The sequence below is a fragment of the Streptomyces sp. NPDC005374 genome, from assembly GCF_042872225.1.
In the GTDB taxonomy this organism is placed as follows: Bacteria; Actinomycetota; Actinomycetes; order Streptomycetales; family Streptomycetaceae; genus Streptomyces.
The window spans coordinates 65,112-86,892 of sequence record NZ_JBIAKA010000008.1 but is presented as its reverse complement, the minus strand read 5'-3'; the positions used below and the strand labels follow the sequence as shown (position 1 = coordinate 86,892).

The 21,781-nt window shown below is 71.5% G+C and carries 19 protein-coding genes; 13 read left to right on the top strand and 6 right to left on the bottom strand.

Features of this window, described 5'->3' with window-relative positions; all coding sequences use genetic code 11:
- The first annotated feature begins 52 nt into the window (after positions 1 to 52).
- Positions 53 to 1,114 (top strand): ATP-dependent DNA ligase, encoded by a 1,062-nt coding sequence (locus tag ACFYRX_RS21300; RefSeq protein ID WP_389101827.1) that lies wholly within the window; start codon positions 53 to 55, stop codon positions 1,112 to 1,114.
- 26 nt (positions 1,115 to 1,140) lie between these two features.
- On the opposite strand, the gene ACFYRX_RS21295 is transcribed toward ACFYRX_RS21300, so the two are convergent.
- Complete coding sequence (locus tag ACFYRX_RS21295) at positions 1,141 to 2,325, bottom strand: zinc-dependent alcohol dehydrogenase (protein WP_389101824.1); 1,185 nt, start codon at positions 2,323 to 2,325, stop codon at positions 1,141 to 1,143.
- Positions 2,326 to 2,527: 202 nt separating this feature from the next.
- On the opposite strand from ACFYRX_RS21295, the gene ACFYRX_RS21290 reads away from it, so the two are divergent.
- Positions 2,528 to 3,535 (top strand): DUF3048 domain-containing protein, encoded by a 1,008-nt coding sequence (locus ACFYRX_RS21290; protein WP_389101822.1) that lies wholly within the window; start codon positions 2,528 to 2,530, stop codon positions 3,533 to 3,535.
- 23 nt (positions 3,536 to 3,558) lie between these two features.
- On the opposite strand, the gene ACFYRX_RS21285 is transcribed toward ACFYRX_RS21290, so the two are convergent.
- A complete protein-coding gene (locus ACFYRX_RS21285; protein WP_389101820.1) occupies positions 3,559 to 4,023 on the bottom strand; it encodes a MarR family winged helix-turn-helix transcriptional regulator in 465 nt (154 codons plus the stop codon).
- 193 nt (positions 4,024 to 4,216) lie between these two features.
- Between ACFYRX_RS21285 and ACFYRX_RS21280 the strand changes: the two genes are divergently transcribed.
- From ACFYRX_RS21280 to ACFYRX_RS21245, 8 genes are all read left to right on the top strand, one after another.
- Positions 4,217 to 4,999 (top strand): CoA transferase subunit A, encoded by a 783-nt coding sequence (locus ACFYRX_RS21280; RefSeq protein ID WP_389101818.1) that lies wholly within the window; start codon positions 4,217 to 4,219, stop codon positions 4,997 to 4,999.
- A complete protein-coding gene (locus tag ACFYRX_RS21275) occupies positions 4,999 to 5,643 on the top strand; it encodes a CoA transferase subunit B (protein ID WP_389101817.1) in 645 nt (214 codons plus the stop codon). Before ACFYRX_RS21280 ends, ACFYRX_RS21275 begins: the two co-directional genes overlap by 1 nt.
- Positions 5,640 to 6,842 (top strand): thiolase family protein, encoded by a 1,203-nt coding sequence (locus ACFYRX_RS21270; protein ID WP_389101816.1) that lies wholly within the window; start codon positions 5,640 to 5,642, stop codon positions 6,840 to 6,842. Before ACFYRX_RS21275 ends, ACFYRX_RS21270 begins: the two co-directional genes overlap by 4 nt.
- A 143-nt stretch (positions 6,843 to 6,985) precedes the next feature.
- Complete coding sequence (gene pcaH, locus ACFYRX_RS21265; RefSeq protein WP_389101813.1) at positions 6,986 to 7,759, top strand: protocatechuate 3,4-dioxygenase subunit beta; 774 nt, start codon at positions 6,986 to 6,988, stop codon at positions 7,757 to 7,759.
- A gap of 6 nt (positions 7,760 to 7,765) precedes the next feature.
- Positions 7,766 to 8,371 carry a protocatechuate 3,4-dioxygenase subunit alpha gene (pcaG, locus tag ACFYRX_RS21260; protein WP_389101810.1) on the top strand — a complete coding sequence of 202 codons (606 nt, stop codon included), beginning with the start codon at positions 7,766 to 7,768 and terminating at the stop codon, positions 8,369 to 8,371.
- A complete protein-coding gene (gene pcaB, locus ACFYRX_RS21255) occupies positions 8,368 to 9,711 on the top strand; it encodes a 3-carboxy-cis,cis-muconate cycloisomerase (protein ID WP_389101808.1) in 1,344 nt (447 codons plus the stop codon). Before pcaG ends, pcaB begins: the two co-directional genes overlap by 4 nt.
- Positions 9,708 to 10,841, top strand: a complete 1,134-nt coding sequence (gene pcaD / locus ACFYRX_RS21250; protein WP_389101806.1) for a 3-oxoadipate enol-lactonase — start codon at positions 9,708 to 9,710, stop codon at positions 10,839 to 10,841. The genes pcaB and pcaD overlap by 4 nt, the downstream gene beginning before the upstream one ends.
- A gap of 64 nt (positions 10,842 to 10,905) precedes the next feature.
- Positions 10,906 to 11,697: an SDR family NAD(P)-dependent oxidoreductase gene (locus ACFYRX_RS21245; RefSeq protein WP_389101803.1), complete on the top strand. Its 792-nt coding sequence runs from the start codon at positions 10,906 to 10,908 to the stop codon at positions 11,695 to 11,697.
- Between the two features lie 51 nt (positions 11,698 to 11,748).
- Here the strand turns inward: ACFYRX_RS21245 and ACFYRX_RS21240 are convergent, their stop codons facing one another.
- A complete protein-coding gene (locus tag ACFYRX_RS21240; protein ID WP_389101801.1) occupies positions 11,749 to 14,433 on the bottom strand; it encodes an ATP-binding protein in 2,685 nt (894 codons plus the stop codon).
- A gap of 519 nt (positions 14,434 to 14,952) precedes the next feature.
- On the opposite strand from ACFYRX_RS21240, the gene ACFYRX_RS21235 reads away from it, so the two are divergent.
- Positions 14,953 to 15,963, top strand: coding sequence for a DUF2510 domain-containing protein (locus ACFYRX_RS21235; RefSeq protein WP_389101798.1), 1,011 nt, complete (start codon positions 14,953 to 14,955; stop codon positions 15,961 to 15,963).
- Positions 15,964 to 16,111: 148 nt separating this feature from the next.
- Here ACFYRX_RS21235 and ACFYRX_RS21230 read toward each other — a convergent pair whose 3' ends face one another.
- Positions 16,112 to 16,726: a TetR/AcrR family transcriptional regulator C-terminal ligand-binding domain-containing protein gene (locus ACFYRX_RS21230; RefSeq protein WP_389101795.1), complete on the bottom strand. Its 615-nt coding sequence runs from the start codon at positions 16,724 to 16,726 to the stop codon at positions 16,112 to 16,114.
- A gap of 229 nt (positions 16,727 to 16,955) precedes the next feature.
- Here ACFYRX_RS21230 and ACFYRX_RS21225 point away from each other — a divergent pair, with 229 nt between their 5' ends.
- Entirely contained in the window at positions 16,956 to 17,759 is an 804-nt protein-coding gene (locus tag ACFYRX_RS21225) for a phosphatase PAP2 family protein (protein ID WP_389101793.1), read from the top strand.
- Positions 17,756 to 18,727: a hypothetical protein gene (locus ACFYRX_RS21220; protein WP_389101791.1), complete on the top strand. Its 972-nt coding sequence runs from the start codon at positions 17,756 to 17,758 to the stop codon at positions 18,725 to 18,727. Before ACFYRX_RS21225 ends, ACFYRX_RS21220 begins: the two co-directional genes overlap by 4 nt.
- Before the next feature lie 42 nt (positions 18,728 to 18,769).
- Here the strand turns inward: ACFYRX_RS21220 and ACFYRX_RS21215 are convergent, their stop codons facing one another.
- Both ACFYRX_RS21215 and ACFYRX_RS21210 read right to left on the bottom strand, forming a co-directional pair.
- Positions 18,770 to 19,591, bottom strand: a complete 822-nt coding sequence (locus ACFYRX_RS21215) for a phospholipid scramblase-related protein (RefSeq protein WP_389101788.1) — start codon at positions 19,589 to 19,591, stop codon at positions 18,770 to 18,772.
- Between the two features lie 62 nt (positions 19,592 to 19,653).
- Complete coding sequence (locus ACFYRX_RS21210; RefSeq protein ID WP_389101785.1) at positions 19,654 to 21,708, bottom strand: phosphocholine-specific phospholipase C; 2,055 nt, start codon at positions 21,706 to 21,708, stop codon at positions 19,654 to 19,656.
- Positions 21,709 to 21,781 lie beyond the last annotated feature (73 nt).

Below are 21,781 nucleotides of genomic sequence, written 5' to 3'. Positions count from 1 at the left end.
GGCGAGGCTGACATATCAGGCATTTCGGGGCGGGCGCATGCAGAATCGGACCATGGATCTGCCGGTGATGCCCCCCGTGAAGCCCATGCTCGCCAAGTCGGTGGCGAAGATCCCGCCGGACATGCACTACGAGGCGAAGTGGGACGGGTTCCGTGCCATCGTCTTCAGGGACGGAGCCGAAGTCGAGCTGGGCAGCCGTACCGGCAAGACGCTGACCAGGTACTTTCCCGAACTGGCGGAGGCACTCGCGGCGCGGTTGCCCGAGCGGTGCGTGCTGGACGGGGAGATAGTGATCGCACGGAACGGGCGGCTGGACTTCGACGCGCTGACCGAGCGGATCCACCCGGCGGCCTCACGGGTGCGGACGCTGGCCGAACGGACGCCTTCCTCCTTCGTCGCCTTTGACCTGCTGGCCCTGCGGGACGAGTCGCTGCTGGACGTCCCCCTCACCGACCGCAGACAGCTGCTCACGACGGCACTGTCCGGGGTCACGGCCCCGGTGCACCTGGCACCGGCGACGACCGACATCGACGTGGCCCGGCAGTGGTTCGAGCAATACGAGGGCGCGGGCCTGGACGGTGTCATCGCCAAGCCGCCCACCCTGCCCTATCTCCAGGACGAGCGCGCCATGTTCAAGATCAAGCACGAGCGCACGGCGGACGTCGTGGTCGCCGGCTACCGGCTCCACAAGAGCGGCCCGGTCGTCGGCTCCCTGCTGCTCGGCCTCCACGACGACCGGGGCACGCTCCAGCACGTCGGGGTGTCCGCGGCCTTCCCGATGAAGCGGCGCGCCGAGCTGATCGAGGAGCTGGAGCCGTTGCGGATGCAGGACGCGTCGGGGCATCCCTGGGCGGCCTGGACGGAGGAGGCCGCGCACGAGAGCGCCCGGCTGCCCGGGGCGCCGAGCCGCTGGTCGGGCAAGAAGGACCTGTCCTGGGTGCCGCTCAGACCGGAGCGGGTGGCGGAGGTGGCGTACGACCACATGGAGAACGGCGCCCGGTTCCGCCACACCGCCCGCTTCCGCCGCTGGCGCCCCGACCGGACGCCGGAGAGCTGCACGTACGCACAGCTCGAGGAGCCGGTGCGCTACGACCTCGACGAGATCCTGGGCTGAGTCGGGGCCGGGGCGGGGCAGGGGCCCTACGGCCGCATCAGCACCTTCACCGTGCCGTCCTGCTTCTTCTGGAACGTCTCGTACGCGCGCGGGGCGTCCGACAGCGGCACGTGGTGGGTCGCGAAGCCGTCGACGCCGAGCGGGTCCTCGTCCGTCAGGTACGGCAGGATCTCGTCGACCCAGCGGCGCACGTTGGCCTGGCCCATCCGTAGCTGGATCTGCTTGTCGAACATGGTGAGCATCGGCAGCGGGTCGGCCATGCCGCCGTAGACGCCGGAGAGCGAGATGGTGCCGCCGCGCCGGACCAGTTCGATGGCGGTGTGCAGGGCGGCGAGCCGGTCGACGCTGAAGCGTTCCGCGAGCGGGCCGCTCAGCTTCCGGGGCAGCAGGGCGGAGGCGTTCTGGACCATGCGGGCGGCCGCGCTGCCGTGGGCCTCGGTGCCGACGGCGTCGATCACGGCGTCCGGGCCGCGCCCGTCGGTCTCGTCGCGGATCGCCTGGACCAGTTCCTTCTCGGAGTCGAAGCTCCTGATGTCGAACGTCTCCACGCCCCGGGCCCGGCGCAGGCGGTCGGTCACCAGGTCCACGCCGAAGACGCGGCCTGCGCCGCGCACCTGGGCGACCCGGCAGGCCATGTCGCCGATGGGCCCGAGGCCGAGTACCGCCACGCTGCCGCCCTCGGGCACGTCCGCGTAGGAGACGGCCTGCCAGGCGGTGGGCAGGACGTCGGAGAGGTAGACGAAGCGGTCGTCGGGCGGCCCCTCCGGGACCTTGACGGGGCCGAACTGCGCCTGCGGGACACGCAGATACTCGGCCTGCGCACCCGGTACGGCGCCGTAGAGACGGGTGTAGCCGAACAGGGCGGCTCCCATGCCCTCACTGGTGACCTGGGTGGTCTCGCACTGGGTCGGCAGTCCGGTGATGCACATCCAGCAGTTCCCGCAGGCGATCTGGAACGGCACGACGACCCGGTCGCCCACCGAGAGGTCGGGCACCGCGGCGCCGACCTCCTCGACGATGCCCATGGGTTCGTGGCCGAGGATGTCGCCCGGTGTCATGAACGGTGTGAGCACCTCGTAGAGATGCAGATCGGAGCCGCACAGTCCGGAGGAGGTGATCCGGATGACGGCGTCCGTCGGTTCCTCGATCCGTGGATCGGGCACCTCCTCCACGCGCACGTCCCGCTTGCCCTGCCAGGTCACTGCCTTCATCGCCCGGCACTCCCTCCGTCACATCGCCGTGTCGGTCCTGGGGTCGGCGCCCCGAGTACCCGGGCGGCGAGCGCCGAACCGCGATCCGGGGCCGTTCGGGCCAGGCAACGAGACCAATCAGAAACAGACGGGTATGGCCAGCAATGAACTTATAAGCGCACAATCGAAGGCACGAGACAGGCGGCTGGCGGACATGGTGGGTATGAGACACGGGGCACGTGCACGACATGCCCGTACGGCGGCGGCGGTACTGGCGGCCACGGGCCTCTTCGCGGCGGGCTGTACCGGTCAGGACACGCCCCGCGTGCCGGCCGACGACGGGCGCGGGCAGTTGCACACGGCGGAACCGAGCACGCCGGAAGCGAGCACGCCGGGAACGAGCCAGGAGGCTCAGCATCCCTCCCCACTCGCCGTGAAGATCGACAACGTGCGGGCGGCGCGCCCGCAGACCGGCCTCGACTCCGCGGACATCGTCTACGCCGAGCAGGTCGAGGGCGGGCTCAGCCGGCTCATGGCGGTGTTCGCGACCCGGCTGCCGAAGGCCGTCGGCCCGGTGCGCAGCGCCCGCGAGTCGGACTTGGAGCTGCTGCGTCAGTTCCAGAAGCCGACGCTCGCCTTCTCCGGCGCCCAGGGCAAGCTCATGCCGCTGATCAACAAGGCGCCGCTGGACGCCCGCACCCCCGAGAAGGCATCCGGAGCCTACTTCCGCGGCACCGCCAAGCCCATCCCGCACAACCTCTACGCGCGCCCGAAGCGCCTGCTGCCCGCCACGCCGGGCGCGGACGCGCTGACCACCGGCTTCCGCTACGGCCCCGCGCCCGCCGGCGGTACGAAGGACACCGCGGAGACGGTCCGCTTCCCCGCCGCCCGCTTCACCTTCGACTGGTCCGCGAGCCGGAAACGCTGGCTGGTCTCGATGGACGGCTCACCGGACGTGACGACCGACGGGAAGCGGCTGGCACCGGCGACGGTCGTCGTGCAGTACGTGAAGGTGCGCCGGTCCGCCTTCCACGACTTCCTCGGCAACAACACTCCGTACACGGAGACGGTGGGGTCGGGCAGGGCGAAGGTGCTCCGGGATGGACGAGCCTTCGACGTGAAGTGGAAGCGGGCGAAGGCCGCGGACGGCACCGAGTTCACGACGAAGGACGGCTCCCCGGTGAACTTCGCGAAGGGCCAGGTCTGGGTCGTGTTCGTGAAGGCGCCGTAGACCCTGCGACTGTGCGGCCGACCCTACGACTGTGCGGCGACCGGCTCCGCCGGGTTCCGGAGCCCCTCCGCCGCGTCCGAGACCCGGCGGATCAGTTCGAAGAACAGGTTCTGTTCCTCGGCGGAGAGCGGGGCCAGGAAGACCTGGTTCATCCGGGCCGTGCGCACGGTCAGCTTGCGGTGGGTGCGCTCCCCCTCGCCGGTCAGGCGCAGCAGGGACCGGCGGCCGTCCTGCGGGTCGCGGACCTTGTCGAGCAGCCCGCGCCTGCCGAGCCGGCTGATGACCTCGGCGATGGTCGACCGGTCGAGCCCCACCCGCTCGCCCACCGTGCGCTGGTCGAGTCCCGGCTCGGCGACGAGCGCGTTGAGGACCGCGAACTGCGGCGAGGTGATCTCCTCGGAGACCATCGTGTTCCACAGCAGGTAGTGGGCCTGCTGGAACCGCCGGGCGAGGTGCCCGGGGTGGGTGGTGAGGTCCACCGCCGCCATGTGCGCTCCCGAGGTCGAATTAGTCGGTGCACTGAACAATACCGGGGCCACCCGAGCTCTGTCTGCAGCGCGAGCTCCTCGCCTGCCTGGCCGTACGCAGAGGTCTTGACGCCCGACGGCTCCGGTGACAGCGTGAGGGAGACCTCGCTGAAATACTCAGTGCCCTGAGTAGTTGGAGAGATGGGGCTTACGGATGGACAAGGTGGTCGCCACAGCCCGGGAGGCGGTGGCCGATGTGCCGGAGGGCGCTTCGCTCGCGGTGGGCGGTTTCGGGCTGAGCGGTGTGCCGAACGTGCTCATCCAGGCCCTCTACGAGCAGGGCACCGGCTCGCTGTCGGTGGTCTCCAACAACTGCGGGGCGATGGACTCCGGTCTGGCGGTCCTGCTCGCGGCCGGGCGGATCGCCCGCGTGACCGGCTCCTACATCGGCGCCAACAAGGAGTTCGCCCGCCAGTACCTGGCCGGTGAGCTGGAGGTCGAGATGATCCCGCAGGGCACGCTCGCCGAGCGGCTGCGGGCGGGCGGCGCCGGAATCCCCGCGTTCTTCACTCCGGCCGGGGTGGGCACCCAGGTCGCCGACGGCGGGCTGCCCTGGCGCTACGACGGCCAGGGCGGGGTCACGCTCGCCTCGCCGCCGAAGGAGGTGCGGGAGTTCGACGGCACGGAGTACGTGCTGGAGCACGGAATCCGCACCGACTTCGCGCTGGTGCGGGCCTGGCGGGGCGACCGGCACGGCAACCTGGTGTTCAACAAGTCCAGCCGGAACTTCAACCCGCTCGCGGCGATGGCCGGCAAGGTCACGATCGCCGAGGTGGAGGAGCTGGTGGAGCCCGGCGAGATCGATCCGGACGCGGTGCATCTGCCGGGGATCTTCGTGCAGCGGGTCATCGCACTGACTCCGGAACAGGCCGCTGACAAGCGGATCGAGCAGCGGACGGTCTCCGCGGCCCCGGCACGGGGCACGGTGAACAGCTGATGGCATGGACGCGGGAAGAGATGGCCGCGCGGGCCGCGCGCGAGCTCCGGGACGGTCAGTACGTCAACCTCGGCATCGGCCTGCCGACGCTGATCCCGAACTACCTCCCCGAGGACGTCGAGGTGATCCTCGAGTCCGAGAACGGCATCCTCGGCACCGGCCCCTACCCCACCGAGGACCAGGTCGACGCGGATCTGATCAACGCGGGCAAGGAGACCGTCACCGTGCTGCCGGGGGCGTCCTTCTTCGACTCGGCGCTGTCCTTCGGGATGATCCGGGGCGGGCACATCGACGTGGCCGTGCTGGGCGCCATGCAGGTGTCCGAGACCGGCGACCTGGCCAACTGGGCCGTCCCCGGCAAGATGATCACCGGGATCGGCGGGGCGATGGACCTGGTCCACGGCGCCCGCACGGTCATCGTGGTGATGACCCACACCGCCAAGGACGGCTCACCGAAGATCCGCACCGAGTGCGCGCTGCCGCTGACCGGCAAGGCGTGCGTGAACCGGATCATCACCGACCTCGGCGTCCTGGACGTCACGGAGGACGGCCTGGAACTCGTCGAGACGGCACCCGGTGTCACCGTCGAGGAGATCACCGCCAGGACCGACGCCAAGCTGACCGTCACGGAGGGCCTGAAGTGAAGAACGTCTACATCGTCGACGCGGTCCGCACCCCGGTCGGCCGCTACAACGGCACTCTCGCGTCGGTGCGACCGGACGACCTGGGCGCCCACGCGATCCGTGAACTCCTCGCCCGTACCCCCGACTTGGACCCCTCCCGGATCGAGGACGTCTACTTCGGCAACGCCAACGGCGCCGGTGAGGAGAACCGCAACGTCGGCCGCATGGCGGCGCTGCTGGCCGGACTGCCCACCAGCGTGCCGGGTGTGACCGTCAACCGGCTGTGCGCGTCGGGTCTTGAGGCGGTGATCCAGGCGGCCCGCGCCATCGCCGTCGGGGACGCCTCCGTCGCCGTGGCGGGCGGGGTCGAGTCGATGACCCGGGCGCCGTACGTGCTGCCCAAGTCCGACAAGCCCTTCCCCGCCGCCCACACCGAGCTGTACTCGACCACGCTGGGCTGGCGCATGGTCAACCCGAGGATGGAACCGCAGTGGACGATCCCGCTGGGCGAGTCCGCGGAACTGATCGCGGACAAGCACAAGATCACGCGTGAGCAGCAGGACGAGTTCGCGCTGCACAGCCACCGCAAGGCGGCGAAGGCGCAGGCCGACGGCCTCTTCGACGCCGAGCTCGCCCCCGTCTCCCTCCCGCAGCGCAAGGGCGACCCGGTCGTGTTCGGTGCCGACGAGTGCGTACGCCCGGATGCGTCCCTGGAGGCGATGGCGAAGCTCAAACCGTCGTTCCGTAAGGACGGCGGCACGGTCACCGCGGGCAACGCGTCGCCGCTGAACGACGGTGCCGCCGCCCTGCTGCTGGTGGACGACGAGGGTCTCGCCGCGACCGGCCGGGAGCCGCTGGCCCGGATCTCCGCGACCGGCGTCAACGCGCTGGACCCGCACTACTTCGGGCTCGCCCCCGTGGAAGCCGTCAACCGCGCACTCGCCAAGGCGGGCAAGGGGTTTGACGATCTGTCAGTGCTTGAGCTGAACGAGGCGTTCGCCGCGCAGGTGCTGGGATGTGTTGCCGAGTGGCCCGAGTTCGATCCGGCGGTCCTCAATCCGCAGGGCGGGGCGATCGCGCTCGGGCATCCGCTGGGTGCGTCGGGAGCGCGGCTCGCAGGGACGGTGGCTCATCAACTGGCCCGTGCGGGCAGCGGGGTTGGTGTCGCGACGCTGTGCATCGGTGTTGGTCAAGGGCTGGCCCTTGTGCTTGAGCGATAGAGCTCCGTTGTCGGCTGCGGGTCCATTGTGGCTGGTCGCGCCCACGCGGCGGAGCCGCATATTGATACAGCCCCGCGCCCCTACAGGGCGCGATACGTCCCCTCGCCTTCGATGAGAACGTCAGAATCCCCCAGGAAGTCCCTATGCCTCTTAGCCAGCACGACATCGACCAGGAAATCGCCGCCGAGCACGCCGCCTACGAGAAGCGGCTCGCCGCTGGTGCCCCCGTGGAGCACCAGCCCCGCCGCAACTACGCGCCCTACCGTTCCTCGGTGCTGCGGCATCCGAAACAGCCGCCGATCACCATCGACGTGTCCCAGGACCCGGAGCTGGTCGAGCTGCACTCCCCCGCCTTCGGCGAGCGGGACATCACCGAGATCGACAACGACCTCACCCGGCAGCACACCGGGGAGCCGGTCGGCGAGCGGATCACCGTCGAGGGCCGTCTCCTCGACCGTGCAGGCCGTCCGATCCGCGGACAGCTGATCGAGATCTGGCAGGCGAACTCGGCCGGGCGCTACGCCCACCAGCGCGAGCAGCACGACGCGCCGCTGGACCCGAACTTCACGGGGGTCGGCCGCACACTGACCGACGACACCGGCTTCTACCGCTTCACGACCGTCCAGCCGGGTCCCTACCCCTGGCGCCAGCACGTCAACGCCTGGCGGCCGGCACACATCCACTTCTCGCTGTTCGGCACGGCGTTCACCCAGCGACTGGTCACGCAGATGTACTTCCCGAGCGACCCGCTGTTCCCGTACGACCCGATCATCCAGTCGGTGACGGACGACGCGGCCCGGCAACGGCTCGTCGCCACGTACGACCACGGTCTGTCCGTACCGGAGTTCTCGATGGGGTACCACTGGGACATCGTGCTCGACGGACCGCAGGCCACCTGGATCGAAGAGGGGCGCTGACCAGCCATGACGAAGATCGACACGAACCGCCCCGAGACCGTGCTGCCGACCCCGTCGCACACGGTGGGCCCCTTCTACGGTCACGCCCTGCCGTTCCCCGGCGGCGGTGACATCGCCCCTGTCGGGCACCCGGACACGATCGTCCTCCAGGGGTACATCACCGACGGCGAGGGCAACCCGCTTCCCGACGCGTTCGTGGAGCTGTGGGGCCCCGATGCGGACGGCAACGTCCCGCAGGCCGACGGTTCGATCCGGCGCGACCCCGCCAGCGGCGGCTACCTGGGCCGCAACGGCGTGGAGTTCACCGGCTGGGGCCGTATCCAGACCGACGCCAACGGTCACTGGACGGCACGCACCCTGCGCCCGGGCGCGCGTGGGCAGAGCGCCCCGTACATCAGCGTGTGCGTCTTCGCGCGCGGTCTGCTGGTGCATCTGTACACGCGGATCTACCTGCCGGGCGACGAGCCGGCCCTCACCGCCGACCCGCTGCTCTCGCGGGTGCCCGCGGAGCGACGCGACACGCTGATCGCGCGTCAGCAGGGCGATGGCACCTACCGTTTCGACATCCGCCTTCAGGGCGAAGGCGAAACGGTCTTCCTGGAGTTCCAGTGACTTCTCCCGACCTCGACCCCGATCCCGACACCGGCCTGCTCGCCCCCGGGTGGGCAGGCTCCCCCGCCGCCTCCGCGACCTCGGACGGCGCCTACCTCCAGGCGCTGCTGGACGCGGAGGCCGCACTGACCCGGGCGCAGGCCGCGCTGGGCCTGGCCCCGGCGGAGGCGGCCGCCGCGGTGACCGAGGCGGCCGACGCGGGCCGTTTCGACGTACGGTCCCTCGCCGGCCGTGCACGCGGCGGCGGCAACCCCGTCATCCCGCTGGTCGCCGACCTCACCGAGGCGGTCGGCGAGGAGTACGGCCCCTACGTCCACCGGGGTGCCACCAGCCAGGACATCCAGGACACCGCGACGATGCTGGTGGCCGCGCGCACCCTCGACCTGCTCCTGTCGGACCTCGACCGCGTCCAGCGGTCCCTGGCCCGGCTCGCCGCCGAGCACCGTGACAGCGCGATGCCGGGGCGGACGCTCACCCAGCACGCCGTACCGACGACGTTCGGCCTGAAGGCGGCCGGGTGGCGTTCGCTGGTGCTGGACGCACGCGACCGGGTCGCCGTCGTACGGGGCTCGCTCCCCGTCCAACTGGGCGGCGCCGCCGGGACCCTTGCGGCCTTCACGGTGTACGGCGCCGACGACACCGTGGCTCTCACGGCAGCGTTCGCCGCTGAGCTCGGGCTGCGGGACGCGCCCCTGCCCTGGCACACCCTGCGCACGCCGATCGCCGACCTCGCCGGATGTCTGGCCTTCACGGCCGGGGCGCTCGGAAAGATCGCCGCCGACGTGCTCGTCCTCGGCCGCACCGAGATCGCCGAGGTGTCGGAGAGCAGCGGCGGGGGCTCGTCCGCCATGCCGCACAAGGCGAACCCCGTGCGGTCCACGCTGATCGCGGCGGCCGCCCGGCGGGCGCCGCAGCTCGCGGCCACGCTGTACGGCTCGCTGGCCGCCGAGGACGAGCGGCCCGCCGGTGCCTGGCACGCGGAGTGGGAACCGCTCAGGGACCTGCTGCGGCTGACCGGCGGAGCCGCCCGGGATGCCGCCGAACTGGCCGAGGGGCTACGGGTTCACCCGGAGGCCATGCGTGAACACCTCGATCTCACCCACGGGTTGGTCGTCTCCGAGCGGCTGTCCGCCGAGCTGGCATCCCTGCTGGGGCGGGCCCCCGCCAAGGCACTGCTCACGGACCTCGCCAAGCGGACGTACAGCGAGGGGCTTTCGCTGGCCGAACTTCTCGCCCGGGAGCCCGAGTTGAAGGATGTCGACCTCGACGAGCTCACCGACCCCGCCCGCTACACGGGCTCCGCCGGAGTCCTCACCGACCGTGCTCTGGAGCGACGTTGACCGAGAAACTCCTCAACCACCGTACCGAGGGCTCCGCCACCGCTCCCCCGCTGCTGCTCGGGCCGTCGCTCGGGACGTCGTACGCCCTGTGGGACAAGGTGGCGCCCGAGCTGTCCATCAGCCACCGGGTGATCCGCTGGGACCTGCCCGGGCACGGCGGTACGGCGGCCGATCTGATCGGCCCCGGCGCCACGGTGGGTCATCTCGCCGACCTGGTGCTGGCGCTGGCCGACTCGCTCGGCATCGAGCGGTTCGCGTATGCCGGGGTGTCGCTGGGCGGTGCAGTCGGTCTGCATCTGGCCGTGCATCACCCGGAGCGCGTCGAGTCGCTCGGCGTGATCTGTTCCTCCGCCCACTTCAACGGTCGGGGTCCATGGGAGGAACGGGCCGAGCGGGTCCGGCGAGAGGGGCTGGAGTGGCTGCTGGACAGCGCGAACTCCCGTTGGTTCGCCGGTGACTTCACCGCGCCGGAACTCCTGCGTGACCACGCCGAGGCCGACCCGGAGGCGTACGCCGCCTGCTGTGACGCCCTGGCCGCCTTCGACCTGCGCGAGCTCCTCGGCGAGATCGGCGCGCGCACTCTGCTCGTCGCGGGCCGACAGGACCCGGCGACCCCGCCCGCACACCTGAGGGAGATCGCCGACGCGGTGCCGGGCGCCACGCTCGTCGAACTCCCCGGGGCCTCGCATCTGGCGCCCGCGCAGTGCCCGGAGGCTGTCCTGACCGCGCTGCGGGCCCACCTCGACGGCGGCGCCGGGCGGGGCATGGCGGTGCGGCGCGAGGTACTCGGTGACACGCACGTGGACCGCGCTCAGGCCCGGCAGACGCCCTTCACCGCACGCTTCCAGGACTTCATCTCGCGCTACGCATGGGGCGAGGTCTGGACCGACCCGACCCTCAGCCGCCGCGAGCGCAGCATGATCACACTGACGGCGCTCGTCGCGCACGGCCACTACGACGAGCTGGCCATGCATGTGCGGGCGGCCCGGCGCAACGGGCTCACGCCGGAGGAGATCGGTGCCGTACTGCTGCAGACGGCCGTGTACTGCGGGGTCCCGGCGGCGAACTCGGCCTTCGCGACGGCCCAGCGGGTGCTGGCGGAGGAGGACCCCGCGGCCGGAGAAGGGTGACCCTGCCGGTAGTACCTCCAAGAGCACCACGCACATGCCTCCACCGTCCGCCTACGGTGGAGGCATGTCCACGATTCTGATCACCGGCGCCACCTCCGGTCTCGGCCGCCATGTCGCCTTCGAACTGGTCCGCTCCGGCCACGTCGTCCTCGCGCACGGCCGCGACCGGGGCCGCACCGAGGCACTCGTCGAGGAACTGCGTGCCGAGGGCGAGGCGGCGGGATTCGTGGCCGACCTGGCCTCCCTGGCCGAGGTGCGCGAGCTGGGCGCGCGGGTGGCCGAGGCCCGCCCCGACCTCGACGTCCTGATCAACAACGCGGGTGTGGGCGCCGGTTCACCGGGTGCGGGCCGCGAACTGAGCACCGACGGCCACGAACTCCGCCTGGCGGTCAACTACTTGGCACCCGTGGTCCTGACCCGTGCACTGCTGCCGACCCTGCGGGCGAACACGCCGTCCAGGATCGTCAACGTGGGTTCGGTCGGCCAGGAGCCCCTCCCCTTCGACGACCCGGAGTTCACCCGCGGCTACGCCGGCTTCGCCGCGTACTGCCGGGCCAAGTTCGCCCTGGCGGCCCACACCTTCGCCCTGGCCGAGGAGTTGGCCGGCACGGGGGTCTCGGTCAACGTCCTGCACCCGGCGACCTTCATGGACACGGCGATGGTCCGGGAGGGCGGAGTGGCTCCCTGGTCGACGGTCGCGGACGGCGCCCCGGGCGTACTCGCTCTGGCCACCCGGGATCTGGGCACGGGCGGCTATTTCGACGGGACGAGTCCGGCACGGGCACACGAGGCGGCGTACGACGAGGTGGTGCAGAAGCGTCTGCTGACCGTCACGGACCAGCTGATCGCGCTCTGAAGGGGAACCGGAACCGCGCGACACGCCTGCGCAGCGGCCGCACTCGCTGTGTCACCGGAGCCCCCGCCCCGTCTCCAGGACCTCCCTGGCCTGGGCCACCAGCCCGTCCGCCCCGCACGACTTCGCGAGCGACAAGCCCCGGTTAAGCTCGGCCACGGACCGCGCCGCGATCCCGTACTCGACCCGGGCCGCGGCATGCTCGTACTGGCAGGGCGACGCCTCCAGATAGGCGACCGCCTGCGCGGCGAGCCGAACCGCCCGCTGCCCGGTCTCCAACGCGGCAGCGCACCGCAACGCCTCACCGATGGCCGTGTCGGTCCCGAGCCGCTCGGCATGCCGGCGGACGTCGCCGACCAGCTGCGCCGCCCGGACCGGATCCTCGACGGCGAGCGCTCGGGCAAGGTCGAAGGCCCACGGCACCAGAACCGGATTGTGGTGCCCGCGGACCGCCGCCGCCTTCTCCGCGGCGTCCAGTTCGTTGATGCCGTCCTTGGTCCGGCCCACCGCCAGCAGCAACCGCCCCCGCACGGACCGGGGATCGGGCAGCACGATCGTGGACGGGTACGGCGGCGCGAACCCGTACTGCTCGGCGATCGCCCACGCCTCCTCGACATGCCCGCGCGCGAGCAGCGTGTCGACGAGGTTGCAGGTCGCCGACCAGTGCAGCGGCAGCCCGCGCCCCACCCGCTCGGCGATCCGCAGGGACTCGCGCAGGGAGGTCTCGGCCTCCCGGAGGCGTCCGCGCCGACGGTGACCGATGCCGACATAGGCGTGGGCCAGGGCGAGGTGCCCGCCGCTCCAGCCGGCCGACTCGTAGGTGCGCAGCGCCTCGCTGAACAGGGCTTCGGCGCGGTCGAGCCGGTCGGTGTAGGCGTACGCGCTGGCCAGCATCAGGGGCAGTTCGAGGCCCCACTCGGTGTCGGTCCAGCCGAGCCCGGGGGCCAGTCGGCCGTTCACCAGCGAGCGGTCGCACAGTTCGACGACCTCTTCGGCGCTCTCGCCCCGCGCCATCGCGTCGAAGCCGCGCAGCATGAGCAGGGCCCGCTCGGAGTTGTCCCGGCCGGTGCAGGTGCGGGCGAGCCGGGCGAGGCGCTCGGAGCGTCCCGGTGCGCCGGCCTCGCTCGCGTACAGGCCCTCCCACATGTACTGCACGGCCTGGAGGCGGAGCCTGGCGGGGCCCTCCTCGTGCCGGGCGGCCTCCTCCTCGACGGTGCGGACGGCGTCCTCCAGCTGGTTGTTGTGCAGGAGGGCCTGGGAGAGGCGGAAGACGGCGTCGACGCGCTCGGGTCCTTCGAGGCCGGGCATGGCGAGCGCGGCCTGGAGGTGGCCGATGGTCTTGGCGGGGGCGGTCAGGAGGGTGGCGCAGCCGAGTTCGAAGAGCACGCGCGCGTGGACCTCGGGCGCCGGGGGCTCCAGCAGGGCGCGCTCCAGGCAGCGGCGGGCCGCGTCGGGGGCGCCGACCGCGACATGGTCACGGGCGGCCTCGCGCAGCTGCTCGACGAGTTCCTCGTCGCCGTCCGGGTGAACCAGGAGGAGGTGCCGGGAGGCGGCCGCGGCGCCGCGCCCGGAATCGGTGACGACCTGGGCGGCGATGCCGTGCATGGCGGTGCGCAGCGCGTCCGGGATGGAGTTGTAGACGGCGGAGGCGATCAGCGGGTGGACGAACTCCAGCTCCACCTCCTGAGCCCGGGGGCCGGCCGGGTCGGAGTCGGTGAGGATGCGGGCGTTGCGCAGCAAGCTGGCGCAGACCACCGCCTCCTCGGGCTTGAGGGTGGCGAGCTTGGCCACCAGCCTGACGGAGATGTCGCTGCCGAGGATCGCGGCCGCCCAGGCGAACCGGGTGGCGTCGATGCCGAGTTCCTCCAGCCGGGCGACGAGGCCGCCGCCTCGGGCCGAGCGGTTCAGCTCGCGCAGTTCGCACGCCGAGCCCTCGCTCGGCTCCATCTCGCTGTCCTGCACCTTGGCGAGGAGTTCGACGGTCTCGTAGGGGTTGCCGCCGGTGACGGCCCACACCTCGCGGCAGAACGGGGCGTCGGCGTGCTCGCCCAGGGTGGCGCGGGTGAGGCCGGCCGTGGCCTCCGGGGTGAGGGCGCTCAGGTGGGTGGCGGGGCGGCCCGCGGCGGCGGCGACCGTCTCCAGGAGGTGGGCGCGCTCGCCGGTGGCCTCACCGGGGCGGCGGGCCACCACGACCAGGACGGACAGGTCGTCCAGGCGCTCGGCGAAGGCGACGAGCCAGCGCAGGGTCTCCTGGTCGGCCCAGTGGGCGTCGTCGACCATCAGCACGAGGGGCCAGTCACGGCGGGCCAGCCGGCGCACCGCGGCGACGAGTCCGTCGCACACACCCTGCGGATCGGCCTGCCGCTCGCCGGGGTCCGCGATGCCGAGGGCGGGGCCGGCGATGTCGTACCAGTCGCCGAGGTACTCGCGGGCCTCCTCGGGCATCAGCGACAGGAGGGCGGGCTGGAGCAGTTGCCGTACGACGTTGAAGGGGACGGACCTGAGGGTCTCGCCGCCACGGGCCGACCAGACCGTGCAGCCGCGGGCCTCGGCGATGCGGCGGGTCTCGGCCAGCAGGGCGGTCTTGCCGAAGCCCGCCTCGCCGCGGATCACCAGCACACTGCCCGAGGACGAGCGGCCCGCGCACAGGGAGTCGATCGCCCCCTCGACGGCGGCGACTTCCTCCTCGCGCTCCCACAGCGAGGCCGGGGCGGCCTCCATGGGCCGGACCTCCGTCATCCCGCTACCTCCCCAAGTCGCCTGAACGACGTACAGATCTCGAGCGTAGCCGTCCGGGTGCGGAAGCGGAGGCCGGTCGGGGCAGCTGCTGCCTTGACGAGTGACCTCGGGTACGGCAGTCGACGCGCCCTGCCCCTGACCAGCCTTGGACAAACTTGACTGACAGTCAGTTCTCGGCCGCGAGAGGTCCGCGCCGGGCATCGTCACCAGGGCGCGGCCGGGGCCGCAATCCGGTGCGGATGCGGACGCCGGGCGGCGAGCCGTCGCCGGGCGCCGTACCGCGCACCGTGGACACGCTTGGGCTGCGGGCACCGAGGCGACGAGCACACGCGCGTACCGGGCTCCATCACGCCGGGCCGGAACCAGCGGCGCCCGCGCGGAAACAGCGGGTGCGGCTCGCACCCCCGGGGCCGTCGCACGGGCCTGCGGGCTCTCCTCGCCGCCGAGTGTGTCGAAGTCGCGGGAATCGGCCGACGCCCCTCTCATCCCTCTTTCACCGAGGCCTCTTACGGTGGGGGCATGACGCAGGAGACTCCCCCCGGGTGGTACAGCGATCCCGGGCAGACAAGTGACGGTCCCGCCACCGAGCGCTGGTGGGACGGCAGAGCGTGGACGGAACAGACCCGGCCCGCCGGATCGGCCGCCGCATGGGGTCCCCCGGAACAGGTCGTGAGCCCCGGGGAGCACCACCTGGCCTACCCGCCGTATCCCGCGCAGCCGCCGGCCACATCGCGGCGCGGCCGCGTGGTCATAGCCGTGGCGGTGGCCCTCGTGGTCCTGACGAGCATAGGCGTGGGCGTGTACGCGCTGGCCGACAGCGGCAACGGGAACGGCACCACCGACTCCCAGGGCCCTGGCGGCCAGGGCGGACCCGGCGGGACCGGCGGGCAGAACGGCCAGGGCGGCCCCTTCGGCGGCAACGGAGGTTCCGGCGGATCAGGCGGATCAGGCGGCTCCGGAGGCGCGTCGCCCTCCCCCGAGGGCTCCGAGGCGCCGAAGATCGAGAGCGGTTCGGTGCCCGACTCGATCTCCGGGATCAGCCTGCCCATCCCGGACGACTGGTACGGCCAGGAGATCTCGGCCGGCGCGTCCGTCACGTCGAACGACTCCTACGCCTGCCCCGGCGACACCTCCGACAAGTGCACGAAGGGCGGTGCCTACTCGGCGCCCGCCCTGGCGCTGGGCACCGCCGGCAGCACGGCCGAGCAGATCGCCAAGGCGGACATCTCGGCGAACGCCGAGCAGTCCTACGGCGGCAAGACCTACGGCTCGATCACCTCGCACGACGTGCTCGCCTCCAAGGCGGTGACCGTCGCCGGACAGAAGGGCTATCTGGTCCGCTGGAAGGCGGTCACCAGCAAGGGCTCCGACGGCTATGTGGAGTCGCTGGCCTTCCCCTCCCCGGCGAACCCTCGGCAGATCGTCGTGGTGCGGTTCGGTGTCGACGTCGATGAGGGCCAGTCCGTCATCGACGACATCACCAAGGGGATCAAGGTGTCGACGGGCGGCGGCAGCGGCCAGGGCGTCTGACGGCCGCATCCCGGACATGGATCGGCCGGGTGGGGCGCCCCTCCGCCAGAGAGGAGCCCCGCCCGGCCGGGATGCGCGCCGCCCCCGTCCCCACGGTGCGGCGCGGCCAGGCCGCCGTCCGGTCGTCCCGTGGCCGGCGGCCCGGGTCTCAGGTCAGGCCGAGCGCCGGCAGGACAGCGGCCTCCATGAAGCGGACCAGGTAGTCCGGGTCGGCGTACTGCCCCTCCACGACGGGGCGGGCGCGGATGACGCCGAACAACTGGGTCGGTACGTACTCCAGCGCCGGGTGTCCGGTGGCGATCTCACCCCGGTCGGCGCCACGCTGGAGAATGTGTCTCAGCTCGGCGATCTCCGGGTCGACCAGCGCCTCACGCAGGGCCTGCGCGAGTTCCTCGTCCTGGGTGACGGCGTGGCCGAGCGCCTGGAGGAGCTTGGTGTCGTGCATCGACCACCGGCCCGCGGCCCGTGCGACCTCGCGCAGATCCTCGGCCAGCGACCCGGTGTCGATCCCGTCGAACTTCGACGTGCGGCGGGAGCGCAGGGCGGCCACCACGAACTGGGGCTTGGTCTTCCACTGCCGGTAGAGGGTGGACTTGCTGCACCGTGTGCTGGCGGCGACGCCCTCCATGGTGACGGCGTCGTATCCGCACTCGCGGACCTGCTCGAGCACGGCGTCGAAGAACTCCTGCTCACGCTCGGGCGTGATCTTGGAGCGGCGCGAGGCGGCGACCGTCTCCGGTCCGTCTGCGGCCTGCGACGTCATCTGCCCTTCTCCTCACTTGCCTGGGCGGCCGGCCCGTTGCGGGGGCCCGCGCGTTTCATTCCCGGATTCCAGTGTGTCCTATGTCTATCGATACGCCAGTGTACCGGTACCGGTTCGTTTCGGTACACTGCCGTATCGGTACTATCCCGTATCGATGAATTTCGGGAGCTGGGCGAGTCATACCCATGTCCAGTCTCAGCACCTGCACCACCAGCGAAAGGGCCGGGGGATGAATGCCCGCACCGAGCCTTCAGAAGCGGAGCCGGGCGCGACAGCGCGGCCGCCGCTCGTCCGTGAGCTCCTCCTCGTCGTAGGACTCTTCCTCGTCTACAAGTTCGGCCGACAACTGGCCGGCGGCCACACCGCCGAGGCCTTTCGCAACGCCGACCACGTGTGGAACTGGGAACGGACCCTGCACCTGCCCGGTGAGGGCTCGGTGCAGGCACTGCTGCTGCACGGCGACACCCTCGCGCACCTCGCGAACACCTACTACGCGACCGTGCACTTCCCGGCCACGGTCGCCTTCCTGGTCTGGCTCTATCTGAAGCGCCCGGCGCACTACGTCTGGGCCCGCCGCGTCCTCGCCTCCCTGACCGGCGCCGCCCTGGTGCTGCACCTCGTCTTCCCGCTGGCCCCGCCGCGGATGCTCGCGGCGGCCGGCCTGGTCGACACCGCCAAGGTCTACGGCCCCTCCGTCTACGGCCCGCCGCAGACCGACACCCTCTCCAACCAGTTCGCCGCGATGCCCTCCCTGCACTTCGGCTGGGCCCTGATGGTGGCGATCGGCCTGATCGTCGCCACCCGCTCCCGCTGGCGCTGGCTGTGGCTGCTGCACCCGCTGGTGACCCTGGTCGTCATCGTGGGTACGGCGAACCACTACTGGATGGACGCGATCGTGGCGTCGGCCCTGCTCGGCATCGCGCTCGCCGTCATCCACCTGCCGCACCGGACGGCGACCACGGCGGGCCGGGCGCAGGAGCAGCTCGCGCCGGCCGAGCCCAAGGAGAACGTCCTGGTCGGAGCCGGCCGATGAACGCCACCCTGCTCGCCGTCGCCCTGTCCCTGTTCTCGTCCGTCGCCTACGCGGCCGCGGCCGTCGCCCAGGAGCGCCTCGCCTCCCGCAACCCCCGGTCGGGTGCGCTGGGGATGCTGACCTCGGGTGCCTGGTGGGGGTCCGTCGGCCTCAACGCCTCGGCCGCACTGCTGCACGTCGTGGCCCTCAAGTACGGTCCCCTGACCCTGGTCCAGCCGCTCGGCGCCCTCACCCTGGTCGCCGCGGTGCCGCTGGGCGCGCGGATCGCCGGGCGCCGGGTCAGCGCGACGGAGTGGCGGGGCACCACCTACACGCTGGCCGGTCTCGCGGCGATCCTCGTCGTGGCGTCGGGGTCCTCGCCCGACCAGGTCCTGACCGTGCCCGAGGCACTGATGGTGGCGGGCGCGACGGCCACCCTCATCGGTCTGCTGGCCCGCCGTGGAGCGCGCCCCGGTCTGCGGCACGCGACGGCGTCCGGCTTCGCCTCGGGTGTGGCCTCCGCGCTGACCCAGACGGTGACGGTGGCGGCGACGGACCGCTCCGACTCGCTTCTGAGCATCCAGGTGATCGGGGTCGCGCTGCTGGTCGCGGCCTTCGCCGCGGGCGGCCTCCTGCTGTCCCAGACGGCGTACCGCGACGGCCTGGGCGCCCCGCTCGCCGTGGTGACCCTGGCCAACCCGCTGGCCGCCGCGGTGATCGGCCTCTCGCTTCTCCACGAGGGCCTGCGGGGCGGCGCGGCGGGCGTCCTGCTGGCCCTGGCGGGCGCGGGGCTGGCGTCCTGGGGGGTGGTCCTGCTGAGCCGGGCCCCCAAGCCCGAACCCGTGGTGGTGGAGGAGCACCCGGTGGCGGCCGTACTGGCCCTGGAGCCGTCCTTGCGGAACGTGACGGTGCCCCGGCCTGCCGAGACCCTGCGGAGGAGTTCTCAGCAGAGTCCTTCGGAGCCGGGGCACCTGACAGCGCCTCTTTAGGGACGCGGGGCCGCGTCGGTCCGCGGCAACGCGGCCCGATGCTCAGCCGAACCCGCGGGCATCCTGCTTGAGGGCCGTGTCCACGGTCAGCGCGGTGGCGACCACCAGGCTCAACAGCGGCTCGGGCAGCTGGTAGTGGATCTGCAGGACGTAGTTGTCCGCGGTCGTGAACATCGTCTTGGCGAGCCCCTCCCACGTCTTCGTGATCCGGGCGACCTCTTTCTCCGTGTGGTCGACGATCGCGAAGTTCCAGGCCCGCCAGTTCTCCGCCTTGATCGCCCCGACCTGCTGGCCGTTCACGTTCATCGCGAAGTTGATCTTCCCGATCATGTTCTGCTGGACGATCTCGCCGACCGGCGAGCCGTCCGGACGCTCCACGATCACCCGGGACTTGAAGATCTTGGCCGGCCGGGTCAGCAGCAGCACCGGCTGCCCGTGGGCGTCGCGGATCTCCAGCTTGTGGGTCATGTACTGGTCGAGGCTGGAGACCACACGCAGGATCTTCTTCAGCGTGCTCTGCCCGACCTGGGTGACGGAGCCGAGCGGGTTGCCGTTCTGGTCCATGACCTTGTACTCGTTGGTCACCTCGATCAGCTTGGCCTTCTGGTTCACCACCAGGACCGGCTCGCTGAACAGGGTGCCGCCGCCCGCACCGCCCGCGGTGACACCGGCCTGCTGCTGCACCTGCCGCTGCACCTGCGCGTCGGGGCCGGCCGCCTGCTGCGGCATCTGGGGCGCCTGAGCCGCCGCCTGCTGCTGGTTGTCCGTGTGCTGGGTCCACTGCGTCCCGTCCCAGTAACGGAGCGTCTGGGCGCCGTGCGGATCGGGATACCAGCCAGCAGGTGTGTTCGAATGCGTGGTCACCGGGGCACACTACCCCGGGACCCGCGCGTTCCGGCCACCTCGACGGCGGCTCCCCAGCGGCTTTACCTGGTGATTACGGCCGGGTCGCTCACCCCGGGACGCCCGTTCTCGACATGTCCGGCGAACCGTCGCAGAAACGCCCCGTCGGCTTCCGACGTGACCGTGAGGTCGTACCAGCGACGGCTCCCGGCGAGGCCGAAGGTGTGCTTGACGGTGGTGCCGGCCCGCACGGTGAAGGTCTTCGCCCGGCCACCGTAGCCGTTCGCGACGTGCAGACGGACCGTGCCGGAGCCCTTGTTGGTGAAGGTCAGCTCGACGTCGTCGCCGCGGTGGCGGGCGGTGACCTCGGGTCCTGCGGTCCTGTTCGACCCCTTGAAGGACCGCAGGAAGCCGCCCGGGCCGTGGACCGTCAGGTCGTACGACCCCTTCGAGTACGCCGAGTTCCAGGTGTCCGAGACGGACTTGCCGGCCTCGGTGGTGTAACTCCAGGGCCCGTCGGTGCGGTTGCCGGAGGTCACCAGGAAGGCGGCGCCGGCCTTGGCGCCGGAGGCGAAGGTGAGCGTGAACTTCCCGGCCCGGGTGTCGGCCGAACCGTCCACGTGCGGCGCGTACTTGAGGGGCCGGGCGGGGCGCAGTCCGCGCTCCTGCTTCGGCAGGGCACCGACCGCGGGCGGGACCGGCACGTAGTCGGGGTGACGCTCGCGGTCCGGCGGCTCGTAGCCGTCGGTGTCCGGCAGGGCGACCGGCTTGGTGTCCTTGCGGGAGAAGTCGAAGGCGGAGGTCAGGTCGCCGCAGACGGTGCGCCGCCAGGGCGAGATGTTGGGCTCGTGGACGCCGAAGCGCCTCTCCAGGAAGCGGATGATCGAGGTGTGGTCGAGCGTCTCGGAGCAGACGTAACCGCCCTTGCTCCAGGGCGAGACGACGAGCATGGGCACGCGCTGGCCGAGGCCGTAGGGGCCCGCCGGGTGGCCGGCGTCGCCCTTGAACAGGTCGAGCGAGGCGTCGACCGTGGACTTGCCCTGGTCCGCGGAGCCCGCGGGGAACGCCGGGACCACGTGGTCGAAGAAGCCGTCGTTCTCGTCGTACGTGATGAACAGCGCTGTCTTCGCCCACACCTTCGGGTCGGAGGTGAGCGCGTCCAGGACCTGGGCGATGTACCAGGCGCCGTAGTTCGCGGGCCAGTTGGGGTGCTCGGTGAAGGCCTCGGGGGCGACGATCCAGGAGACCTGCGGCAGCTTCCCGGCCTTCACGTCGGCCTTGAGCTGGTCGAAATAGCCCTCGCCCTTGGTGTAGTCGGTGCCGGTGCGGGCCTTGTCGTACAGCGGGTCGCCGGGCTCGGCGTTGCGGTACTGGTTGAAGTAGAGCAGCGAGTTGTCGCCGTAGTTGCCGCGGTAGGCGTCCTGGATCCAGCCCCAGGAGCCGTTCGCGTCGAGGCCGTCGCCGACGTCCTGGTAGATCTTCCAGGAGACGCCGGCCTTCTCCAGGCGCTCGGGGTAGGTCGTCCAGCTGTAGCCGACCTCGTCATTGCCGAGGACCGGGCCGCCGCCCTTGCCGTCGTTGCCCGTGTACCCGGTCCACATGTAGTAGCGGTTCGGGTCGGTCGAGCCGATGAACGAGCAGTGGTAGGCGTCGCAGATGGTGAAGGAGTCGGCCAGGGCGTAGTGGAACGGGATGTCCTCACGGTTCAGGTACGCCATGGTCGTGGAGCTCTTGTTCGGAACCCATCTGTCGTACTTGCCCTTGTTGAAGGCGGCATGTCCGTCGTTCCAGCCGTGCGGGAGGTCCTGGATGAACTGCAGTCCCAGGTCGTCGGCGTCGGGGCGGAAGGGCAGGATCTCCTTGCCGTTCGCGTCCGCCTGGTGCCAGACGGACTTGCCGTTCTCCAGCGTCACCGGGCGCGGGTCACCGAAGCCGCGGACACCTCTGAGCGAGCCGAAGTAGTGGTCGAAGGACCGGTTCTCCTGCATCAGGACGACGACGTGCTCGACGTCCTCGATCGTCCCCGTGCGGTGGTTGGCCGGGAGCGCGGCGGCCCGCTGAATGCTGCCGGACAGGGCCGTGAAGGCCGTGGTGGCGCCCGCGACCTGGAGGAATCTGCGCCGGTTGACATCGGTCATGTGTGAGGGACCTCTCATCCTGCGCATCGATGGCCGGAACGTGACGGAAGGTGCGCGCAGCGAGTTTTCCAAG

Coding starts and splice junctions, on each gene's coding strand:
- ACFYRX_RS21300 (WP_389101827.1), top strand. CDS start 53: ATGGATCTGCCGGTGATGCCCCCCGTGAAGCCCATGCTCGCCAAGTCG.
- ACFYRX_RS21295 (WP_389101824.1), bottom strand. CDS start 2,325: ATGAAGGCAGTGACCTGGCAGGGCAAGCGGGACGTGCGCGTGGAGGAG.
- ACFYRX_RS21290 (WP_389101822.1), top strand. CDS start 2,528: ATGAGACACGGGGCACGTGCACGACATGCCCGTACGGCGGCGGCGGTA.
- ACFYRX_RS21285 (WP_389101820.1), bottom strand. CDS start 4,023: ATGGCGGCGGTGGACCTCACCACCCACCCCGGGCACCTCGCCCGGCGG.
- ACFYRX_RS21280 (WP_389101818.1), top strand. CDS start 4,217: ATGGACAAGGTGGTCGCCACAGCCCGGGAGGCGGTGGCCGATGTGCCG.
- ACFYRX_RS21275 (WP_389101817.1), top strand. CDS start 4,999: ATGGCATGGACGCGGGAAGAGATGGCCGCGCGGGCCGCGCGCGAGCTC.
- pcaH (WP_389101813.1), top strand. CDS start 6,986: ATGCCTCTTAGCCAGCACGACATCGACCAGGAAATCGCCGCCGAGCAC.
- pcaG (WP_389101810.1), top strand. CDS start 7,766: ATGACGAAGATCGACACGAACCGCCCCGAGACCGTGCTGCCGACCCCG.
- ACFYRX_RS21245 (WP_389101803.1), top strand. CDS start 10,906: ATGTCCACGATTCTGATCACCGGCGCCACCTCCGGTCTCGGCCGCCAT.
- ACFYRX_RS21240 (WP_389101801.1), bottom strand. CDS start 14,433: ATGACGGAGGTCCGGCCCATGGAGGCCGCCCCGGCCTCGCTGTGGGAG.
- ACFYRX_RS21235 (WP_389101798.1), top strand. CDS start 14,953: ATGACGCAGGAGACTCCCCCCGGGTGGTACAGCGATCCCGGGCAGACA.
- ACFYRX_RS21230 (WP_389101795.1), bottom strand. CDS start 16,726: ATGACGTCGCAGGCCGCAGACGGACCGGAGACGGTCGCCGCCTCGCGC.
- ACFYRX_RS21225 (WP_389101793.1), top strand. CDS start 16,956: ATGAATGCCCGCACCGAGCCTTCAGAAGCGGAGCCGGGCGCGACAGCG.
- ACFYRX_RS21220 (WP_389101791.1), top strand. CDS start 17,756: ATGAACGCCACCCTGCTCGCCGTCGCCCTGTCCCTGTTCTCGTCCGTC.
- ACFYRX_RS21210 (WP_389101785.1), bottom strand. CDS start 21,708: ATGACCGATGTCAACCGGCGCAGATTCCTCCAGGTCGCGGGCGCCACC.